Annotated in this window: 9 protein-coding genes; 2 read left to right on the plus strand and 7 right to left on the minus strand. The window is 27.3% G+C overall.

Annotated elements, in window-relative coordinates:
• The 6 genes from ABY863_RS10570 to ABY863_RS10595 all read right to left on the minus strand — a co-directional run.
• On the minus strand, positions 1–207 hold a 207-nt coding region (locus ABY863_RS10570; RefSeq protein WP_372794600.1), incomplete at its 3' end, for an FAD-dependent oxidoreductase.
• A 33-nt stretch (positions 208–240) separates the two neighbouring features.
• Complete coding sequence (ybeY, locus tag ABY863_RS10575) at positions 241–654, minus strand: rRNA maturation RNase YbeY (RefSeq protein WP_372794602.1); 414 nt, start codon at positions 652–654, stop codon at positions 241–243.
• Positions 655–663: 9 nt separating this feature from the next.
• Complete coding sequence (locus ABY863_RS10580) at positions 664–3,942, minus strand: DUF4175 family protein (RefSeq protein WP_372794604.1); 3,279 nt, start codon at positions 3,940–3,942, stop codon at positions 664–666.
• A 370-nt stretch (positions 3,943–4,312) separates the two neighbouring features.
• Complete coding sequence (locus ABY863_RS10585) at positions 4,313–4,957, minus strand: response regulator (RefSeq protein WP_372794606.1); 645 nt, start codon at positions 4,955–4,957, stop codon at positions 4,313–4,315.
• A 6-nt stretch (positions 4,958–4,963) separates the two neighbouring features.
• On the minus strand, positions 4,964–5,740 hold the full coding sequence (locus ABY863_RS10590; protein WP_372794608.1) for a sensor histidine kinase: 777 nt from the start codon (positions 5,738–5,740) through the stop codon (positions 4,964–4,966).
• Positions 5,741–6,384: 644 nt separating this feature from the next.
• Positions 6,385–6,813, minus strand: a complete 429-nt coding sequence (locus tag ABY863_RS10595; protein ID WP_372794610.1) for a hypothetical protein — start codon at positions 6,811–6,813, stop codon at positions 6,385–6,387.
• 571 nt (positions 6,814–7,384) lie between these two features.
• Here ABY863_RS10595 and gltX point away from each other — a divergent pair.
• The gene (gene gltX, locus ABY863_RS10600) at positions 7,385–8,917 is read left to right on the plus strand and encodes a glutamate--tRNA ligase (RefSeq protein WP_372794616.1); all 1,533 of its coding nucleotides are present in this window, start codon (positions 7,385–7,387) and stop codon (positions 8,915–8,917) included.
• A gap of 61 nt (positions 8,918–8,978) precedes the next feature.
• On the opposite strand, the gene ABY863_RS10605 is transcribed toward gltX, so the two are convergent.
• Positions 8,979–9,326, minus strand: coding sequence for a 6-phosphogluconate dehydrogenase (locus ABY863_RS10605; RefSeq protein WP_372794612.1), 348 nt, complete (start codon positions 9,324–9,326; stop codon positions 8,979–8,981).
• 188 nt (positions 9,327–9,514) lie between these two features.
• Between ABY863_RS10605 and ABY863_RS10610 the strand changes: the two genes are divergently transcribed.
• Positions 9,515–10,192, plus strand: a 678-nt coding sequence (locus tag ABY863_RS10610; protein WP_372794614.1) for an SPFH domain-containing protein, incomplete at its 3' end; no start/stop codon positions are given.

Consider the following 10,192-nt stretch of genomic DNA (forward strand, 5'->3'; position numbering starts at 1 on the left):
ACTATAACCACCTAAAGCATCTATTTCCCTAACAATTTGCCCTTTTGCGATTCCTCCCATAGCTGGATTACAACTCATTTGAGCAATATTTTGTAAATTCATTGTTATTAAAAGTGTATGTGCACCCATATTAGCACTAGCTGCAGCAGCTTCACTCCCGGCGTGTCCACCTCCAACAACTATAACATCATAAACCGAATTAAACATATTTGATTGTATTGTGTTCCACGTGGAACGTTATTAAGATTCTAATAAAGCTAAACATTTCTCTTCTTCGCTCCTCATTTCAGCTTTTGCTTCATCTGTTTTATCTTTATAGCCCATATAATGTAAAACCCCATGAATTATTACTCTATTTAGCTCATTATCAAATGTTTGCGAGAAAATATTGGCGTTTTCTTGAACTCTTTCTACTGAAATAAAAATATCTCCACTAATAAGCTTACCTAATGTATAATCGAAACTAATAATATCTGTTAAAGTATCATGTTCTAAAAATTCAACATTCAATTTAAGTAAATATTCATCATCACAAAAAATGTAATTTAATTCACCTTCCGTAAATCCACGAGTTTCAATACACTCAGAAATCCATTTTTGTATGGCCTCTTCATTGGTTAATTTAAAATTAGTTTCGTAATTAAATAGAATCATTTTATTATTTTATTTTACTGTTTTAAAGTACTCTTGCACTTTCTTTTTATAAATTGTGCGCAAAGGTAATGATTGTCTATTTAATATTTCGTTATAATTAAAATACTGATTTTGAAGTTTTAATTTATCAATATTTCTTTTTTGAAACTCTTCAATGTTAGTTTCAGATTTTCTCATTTTATCTTGTCCTTGTTGTAAAGTAGCTTTTTCCAATTTTAACAATTCATAATTCAACTCCTCCATCTTTTGAATGACCTCTCTAGTGAAACCTTTTTCTAGTAAAGCCTTTTCTAAATCTTCCATTTGCTTTATAGCTTCACCTGAACCACTACCAGGTTTATTACCATCTTCACCTAACATTTCTTTAAGCATTTCCCTTAATTTAGATTGCTGTTTATAAATTTCATATAAATCACCATTCATTTGCTCTCCTCCATCACCGGGTTTTTCACCCTTTTCTTTACCTTCTTTTTCGTCTGGCTTCTCTCCCTTTCTGGTTCCCTCCTTCATTTGTTTCGTCAATTCTCCCTGCTTTTTAATAACATCGGGCAAACTAAACTCTTGAGAACTTCCCTTTCCTTCACCTAAACTAGGCGAAGCATTCATTAAACTTTCTAATAAATTACTCAATGAATTTGCTAAATTATTAACTGCAGTAATTACAAATTGTTGGTTAGAAACTCCTTGATCAAATCTATTTTCAGTAAAATTCAATAAAGATTCATCAATGTTATAATGTGCATCAGAAACTTCCTTTTGAATAGCCACTCCCATTTTTGCAATGCGTAAAGAAAGCAAATATAAACTATCATCAATATGTTCAAAGTATTCTTTTAAGTTATGTTGCTGTTTTATGTTTTTTGGGTATTCTGGATGGTGATCATTTGAACTAGAAAACTTATTTAATAGCGCCTCTTGTTGAAATGAAAACTCAATTAGGTTTTCTACAATTTTACGTAAATCATCAATATTTTCATCTATAGATTCTCCCTCAGCAGCTTCCATAGATTGTTCCATAGATCTACCTAATTCCTTCATTTTCTTTGAAGCAGATTTTTGACTTTTTTTGGCTTTACTTTGCTGTTGCTCTTTTAAATCTTCTGATGCTTTTTTTAAATCCTCATCAATAGCTTTTTTTTCATCTTCCGTATTAGGAAGTTTCATTGGACGTTGTAATTCTTTATTTTGCTTTTCTAATTCATTAAAATTTTTTTTTATTTCCTCAAATTCTTTATTAACTTCTTCTTGTTTTTCAACCGCATTTTCTTCATCTTTTTGTTTAGACAATTCATTTTCCTTTTCTGCTAATTGATCTAATTTTTCAGAAATTTGATTTGCTTTTTGTTCCACATAAAAACGTTTAGTGAGTTCTAAAATGCGTTCTAAACTTTGCTCATTTTGTTTATTTTTTTTCGTAAGCTCTTTTAATTTATCAACCAAATCTTCCTTTTCAAGTTTATTGGTAAGCTGCTTAAGTTCATCCAACATTTTTTCTTGATTCGCTAACTTCTTGGTTTCTTCAATTCTTTTTTGAAGCTCTTCCTTCTTGTCTTTTAAATCTTCATTTTGTGGTTGTTCATTTAAATTTTTTTCCAACTGATTTGTTTGCTTTTGAAACATTTCTTGATATTGCGATTGACGTTTTATAAACTGCTCCAATTGTTTTGTATCGTTCCAATTAATTTCAGCCTTCTTTTGAATTGAATTTTTAAACTTTTCTAGTTCTGAATTTGATTGTTTTGATTTTTCTAAAGTTTTTGAAATATTTATAATCGTTTCTTTTTGCTCATTTAGCAATTCTTCCTTTAATTCCTTTTCGGTTTTATTATAATAACTAAAAACACGACTCTTCGTTTTCTTATTTCCATTCACTGTATCGTTATCAAAAACTTCAAAATAGAGTTCATAAGCAACACCTTCTTCAATTGTAATTCCGTCAGGGAAAACATAATAAAAGTCTGAAAAAGAAGCTTTTGAAACTTCTATCAAATGCTTTTTAGATTGTTCTGGCTTATTCTTGTTATAATATACTAATTGAAGTTTGTTAATGCCGTAATCATCGCTTAATTGACCAATAAACTGAACTGGACCATGACTAATAAAATCAATATCTGATTTTACAATAATTTTAGGAAGTTCATCAGAAATAACCTGAATCGCAAAATTTAAAGACTCGTGATTTTTAAGTTCTTGGTTTGAAGTAGAAATTTTATAATTAATAGAATTGTATACCTGTTTTGAATAACTAAAATAATCTTTGGTGCTTTGTTTAAAATTTTCAACTTCCTGCAGGTTTGAACTAAAGTTTATGACATTAGTTTGATGCGTTTCAACTTGCCAAGAAATTAGAGTCCCTTGTGGAACAATTGCATTGCCAGTATTTTGAATTACTTCATTACGTTTACCTGTGTACTTTGGATAATTTAACACCATTTTTAAATTAGTTATAACAGGTGTAGCAATACTTTTAATTTGATAATTTTTAGAACTAATTCCGTTCGCTTCCAAATAGAAATCAATTGTGTGTTTTATATTTGTAAAATGATATTCAAACTTTCCAAAGCCTTTATTTTCTAAATAGTAGTTTTCATCTAAAAAATTAATTTTAGCATCTTCTGGAATTACGTTTCCAACAGTTTCAATTTGCAATGTAAATGGTTCTCCCTCTACAACATTAAATGAGTTATTTAAAACAACGAAAGAAAATGGTGCTGGTGGTTCAAATTGAGTGTTATAATGAACTACTCTAGAAAAACTTTCATTAAAAATAGTGCTATTACCAGTTATATAAACTAACAACCAAATTACAATAGGAATTAAAGCAAATTTAATAAACTTCTTATTTTTTGAATAATCAATGGCACCTCTAAACGGTATCAGTTGTATTTCTTTAGATTTTTGCTCAATACTTGCTTCAATAAGTTCAGAATTTTCTTCAGAATAATGTAACTGCAACATATTCAGCAACTTATCACTTATCTCTGGAAAGTGATTTCCAATAATTTTAGAAGCTTCAACCTCAGTAATACCATTTTTAAAACCTATTATTTTAATAATTGGAAATAAAATATAGAATGTTAATAAGCTTAATTCAACTAGTATAAAAATCCAAAATAAAACTGTTCTTGCTGAAGGTTTTAGCCATAAAAAATACTCTATGAAAAGGGTAATTATAAAATACAATAGCCCAATGGCAAAAAACAACAATAGCCCTTTAATAAGCTCATTAAAATAGAACTTTTTAATAAAGTGTTGAAGTTTAACTTGTATGTTATTAAAACTGCTCAATAGATTTCCTTTAACTTTAGTAAAAGATAAAATTAACTAAAATTAAGTACAAATTAATTTTTAGTTGTCCGAATTAAAAAAAACGGTTTTACCATAATAATTTAACGATTTTACCTTACATACCAGAAACAAAATTAAAATACATTTGAAATGAACCCAGCAAAGAAAATAATATGTATTTAATTAAGTCCATTTCACTAAAGAACATACTAAAGTTTACAATTATTGTGTGCTCTATATTAATTATAAGTATGTATTTGTATGTAATTTATAAACGTTTTACAGGAACGGAAATATAAAACTAAAAATAGCTATTCATCAAGTAATTAAATATACAACTACAATTTAAAATACAGTAAATTTAGACGAACTATAGTACTACAATTTTTTCTTTAATAGCATACAGTACAAGACCAATTCGGGTTTTAGCACCTAATTTTTCAAATAAAGCTTCTCTATAATTATCAACAGTTTTTGGACTTAAAAACATGACTTCAGCAATTTCTCTGTAAGTTCTTTCTGTACAAGCTAATTTTAAAAACTCTAATTCTCTATCTTTTAATTTAATAGCAATTGATTTTTGTTTATGATTAATAGAATTTAACAATGTATTAGTCACGTTTTCAGTATAATAAAAACCAGAAGCATCAACTTCTTTTAAAGCGTGTTGTAATACTGAAGGATGAATATCTTTCAGTAAATATCCTTTTGCACCAGCACGAAGCATTTTTAAAATAGTATCTTCATCAGCTTCCATTGATAAAGCCAGCACTTTAATTTCAGGTTTATTATCTTTTAACCATTGTGTAGCTTCAATACCATTCATTATTGGCATTTTAATGTCCATTAAAACAATTTGGGGCTGTTTATTTTCTTTAGAAAAATAATCTACCAACTCTTTTCCATTATTTAAAACAGTTACTACATTAAATTCATCAAAATTAGAGACTAAACCATTTAGTGCTTGTGAAAATAATACGTGATCGTCAACAATAATTATATCTATTTTATTCATCATTTTTTATTTTAGGCAACTAATATATAACTTGGTTCCGTTATTTTTAGATGATTTTAAATCTATGGTTCCGCCAATTAATTTTGCCCTACTTTTCATATTTAGTAAACCAATTCCCTCCTGTTTAGATGTATCATTTATATCAAAGCCTATACCATCATCTTCTGCATAAATTTCTAACAAATTCCCTGTATATTTTAGTTCAATTGCTAAATTTTTAGCTTTAGAATACTTAAGGGTATTATTACAAAATTCTTGCAAAATTCTAAACAAAATAATTTCTTTTTCATTGCTCAAATTATAAGGTTCATCAGAAACTTTTAAAGATGAATTTATAAAATTTAACCTATTAAATCGTTCTATTTCCAGTTTAATAGACTCAATTAAGCCTTTGTTTTTTATAGTATCTGGACTTAAAGATTTTGCTAAGCCTCTTAATTCATGTAAGCTTTTTCCAACAATATTACTGGTTTCTTGAACTTTAATTCGCTGTTCTTCAGATACTTTTAGCTGTAAAATATTTAACTGCATTTTTGCAACTGATAACAATTGACCTACGTTATCATGAATTTCCCAACTTATATTTTGAAGCGCTTGTTCTTGAATTTCTAATTTCGATTTCGTAATCTCTTCATCAAACCGCTGCTGAATTTCGCGTTGCTTTAATAAAAAAGTTGTTTTTTTCTGCTGAAAATATGAGAAAAAGAAAATTAAACTAACTGCTAAAATAATTACAATTATTGTAGCAATTAAAACCATTATTTGTACTTCTTTCTGTTCCAAATTTTAACTATTAAATTCTTTTTTACTTATTATAAAACCTGTAATAAAACAGGTATGCATGATTAAATTAAGACCTAAGGTTATGTATTTAAACATCCCGTAAACCGATGTATATTTAAATAATGCATATGCAGGTAAAAATGCAATATTATATAAAAATAAACCTAATGCTATCCAAAAGAATAATGAATTTTTAAAATTCAAAATCTTATCATTTTCCAATAATTCAGTAAAAAAAATAATAACCACAACAACAATAAGTAGTTTTGCGAATAAGATATTATTCAATAAAAAATATTCAATTATATTATTATAAAATAGCACATTTACTAATGTTATAATAATAAATATTACTATTAAAAAATAAATTATATTCCGTTTAAATTTATTTGTAACCTGATTTAATAAAAAATAAGAAATAAATAACATATTGATTATATTCCAAGAATTATAAACAATATTATTCTTTACAATTAAAACTAAACCTAAATAAGATCCAAAAATTTCAGAGATTAATGTGTAAATTAAAAAGTAAAAAAAGAACTTTAAAGGTTTATTGTGAGAAAATTTATGGAAATTAAATAAACCAACTAGAATGCTAATTGAATAAATTAATGGATATATATAAGCTTGCATTTTAAAAATTATTGTGGATATTGAGCAGATGGTGGATCACCTGCAATACCATCATTTAATGCATCAATATCATCAATATCGGAACTTCCTGCCACAGCAGCTATTTTATCATTTTGTGATACTTCAACTTTAGGTTTAGTTGGTACAAAAAACACCGTAGATAAATCTTTTTTATTTTGCTTTTTATCAGTATTAGAATAAGCTCCAAAATAAACACGTAACCCATTTGCTTCTGGTGCTTCATTTTCAACATATGCAATATAATTTTTTAACTCTTCTAAAGAAAACCAACAAGAAATAGCATCTTCTTTTTTAAGATCACCCGATTCTTTTTTTACTATTTTATTTAAATCTTTAGAACGTGTTTTAATAAATTGTTGATTTAATTCTTTTGCTTTTACAGGAGTAATAAGCCCTTTAGGTAAGTCTGTTTTCATAGTTAAATAACTTATTTAAAATTGATTTGTTAAAAGTACTATTTTCTTAAGTTTTATACATAAAGTATTACATTTAAGATAAACATTAAATAAACTATTGTTAATCAATTACTTAACTAAATAATTAAAATTAAAAATTAAAAAAGGGGATATTTCCCCTTTTTAAAATAGGGTATTTCCTTCTTTAAATTTTAATTAGTCTGTTTACTTTTGAAGTATCTTAAAAAGATATATTAAATATTTTTAATAACTAAAAATGGAAGTAAATAAATCTAAACCTATATTAATTGGCTTCATTGTATTTATTGTTATTTGCTTAAATTTTTTTTTATTAAATGTAGTTACTGAAGCTTCTGCAAATCAAAAAACATTTGAAAAAAATATAGAGTTTTTAAAATAAGAGTATAATTGTCCCTAAATACCCACACAAAAACATTCTTTGATTAATATCAAAGGGTACTTAAAATCAATTATTGGGCTGGTTTTAAAGGTTGCTTCACAGCAGCCTTTTTTTGTATTAAAGTGCGTATATTCCTATTGAAAAATTATCTTTGCACTTTAAAAACAAGATATAATGAATAACGTTAGAGTACGCTTTGCTCCTAGTCCAACCGGACCTTTACATATTGGTGGTGTTAGAACCGCTCTTTTTAATTACTTATTTGCTAAAAAACACAATGGGACTTTTATTTTAAGAATTGAAGATACCGATCAAACGCGTTATGTTGCAAATGCTGAACAATATATTATTGATGCCTTAAATTGGTGTAACATTCCTTTTGATGAAGGACCTGGAAAGAATGAAAAATTTGGACCTTATCGTCAATCTGAACGAAAAGAAATTTACAAACAATATGCAAATCAATTAATTGAAAGCGGTAATGCTTATTATTGTTTTGATACTTCTGAAGAATTAGATTTTCATAGAAATGACCATGAAGAAAAAGGAAAAACCTTTATTTACAATTGGCACAACAGAACTAAATTAAACAATTCTATTTCATTATCAAAAGAAGAAGTTGAAAAACGAATTGCAAATGGAGATAACTATGTAGTTAGGTTTAAAATGCACGATCCTATAAAAGATGGTGAAAGCGCAATAATTTCATCAACAGATATTATTAGAGGAAATGTATCCTTCAAAAAAGAATTATTAGACGATAAAATTTTATTTAAAAGTGATGGTATGCCAACCTATCATTTAGCAAATATAGTAGATGATCATTTAATGGAAATTACCCACGTAATTCGTGGTGAAGAATGGTTGCCTTCACTCCCACTTCATATTGCTTTATATCAAGCTTTTGGCTGGGAAATTCCTGAATTTGCACATTTACCATTAATTTTAAAACCCGTTGGAAAAGGAAAATTAAGCAAACGTGATGGTGATAAATTAGGGTTTCCTGTATTTCCACTAGCCTATACAAATTCTGAAACAAATGAAGTTTCAAGAGGTTACAAAGAAGATGGTTATTTTGCCGATGCTTTTATAAACATGTTAGCTTTATTAGGCTGGAATCCAGGTACGGAACAAGAAATTTTTACATTGGAAGAATTGTGTAAAACATTTACTTTAGAACGTGTAAGTAAAAGTGGTGCAAAATTTAGTCCTGAGAAAACTAATTGGTTCAATCAACAATATATGATGCTGAAAACTGATGAAGAATTAGCCGAAATATATTCAACTATTCTAAACGAAAAAGGTATAAAAAAGGAATTAAAATACGTAATTAAAGTTGTTTCCTTAATTAAGGAAAGAGCTACTTTTGTAACTGATTTTTGGGGATTATCGAACTTCTTTTTTGAAGCTCCAACTGAATACGATGAGAAAGCTGCAAAGAAAAACTGGAAATCTGAAACTAATTCTTTAATGAAAGAATTAATTGAAGTTTTAGTAACTATTGAAGATTTTAATTCTCAAAACATTGAAACTATTGTTAAACAATGGATAACTGCAAAAGAAATTGGTTTTGGTATGGTTATGCAACCTTTTAGATTAAGTTTGGTTGGCGAAATGAAAGGTCCTCATCTATTTGATATTGCTGAAATGCTTGGAAAGGAAGCAACTATTGAACGAATTAATAAAGCAATCAACACATTATAAAGTAAATAAAATAAAAAAAGAGCTAATTAGCTCTTTTTTTATTTTATTTATTCTTTTAAAACTATTCTGTTTCTTTAACTTCAGTGACAAAATATTTGGTATCTCCAAGCCAAGGAAATGTTGCAAAACGCTCTTTATAAGTTAGTTTTACATCTTTACCCTGTAAATCTTGAAGTAATTGAATTACCTCCTTTTCTTGAGCTTCTACTGAAAATGTAAAGATTTGTGCTTCAGAAACCCCTTGACTTATTTCTCCTTCCCAAGTTTTAAAAATTAAACCTTTATGACTAAACTTTACCAATTCTCCCGCTCTATATCCTTCACTATAAGTTATATAATAAATAGTAAAAAAGTATAAAACAATCCCTAACACAACAAGTCCAACTATACTAAATAATATTTTTTTCATACGTATTTTATAAAGTATAAATATAGTTATTAATTAAAATTATTTTATAAAATTAAATTGATTTAAAATCATTTCCTATTTCATTGTAACGTTTTCAAAAAATGAAATACATATATTTCAAAGATATTTTGATTAAATAATTTAATCATTGTATCTTTAAATAATTAATTAACCTAAAATATAATAGTATGCCTAATTTTTATGCAATTATAGGAGTAATAGCACTTATTATTCTTTTTTCTTCTTTTTTTACAGTTAAACAACAAACAATTGCTATCATTGAACGCTTTGGTAAATTTCAAAGCACTAAAAGCCCTGGTTTACAACTAAAAATACCTATTTTTGATAAAGTTGCAGGACGTGTAAGTTTGCGTGTTCAACAATTGGATGTAATTGTAGAAACTAAAACAAAAGATGATGTTTTTGTTCATTTAAAAATTTCAGTACAATTTTTAATTAGACCTGATCACGTTTATGACGCTTTTTACAAACTTCAAAACCCACATGAGCAAATTACAGCCTTTATTTTTGATGTTGTACGTGCAGAAGTTCCTAAAATGATATTAGATGATGTTTTTGAAAAGAAAGAAGAAATTGCACTGGCTATACAACGCGATTTAAAAGAAGCAATGCTTGATTATGGATACGATATTATAAAAGCTTTAGTAACTGATATTGATCCAGATGAAAAGGTTAAAATAGCTATGAACCGTATTAATGCAGCTGATCGTGAAAAAATTGCTGCACAACACGAAGGTGATGCACAACGTATTTTAATTGTTGAAAGAGCAAAAGCAGAAGCGGAAAGTAAGCGTTTACAAGGTAAAGGTATTGCAGATCAACGAAGAGAAATTGCCCGTGGTTTA

The sequence above is a fragment of the Lutibacter sp. genome (assembly GCF_041562875.1).
Lineage (GTDB): Bacteria > Bacteroidota > Bacteroidia > Flavobacteriales > Flavobacteriaceae > Lutibacter.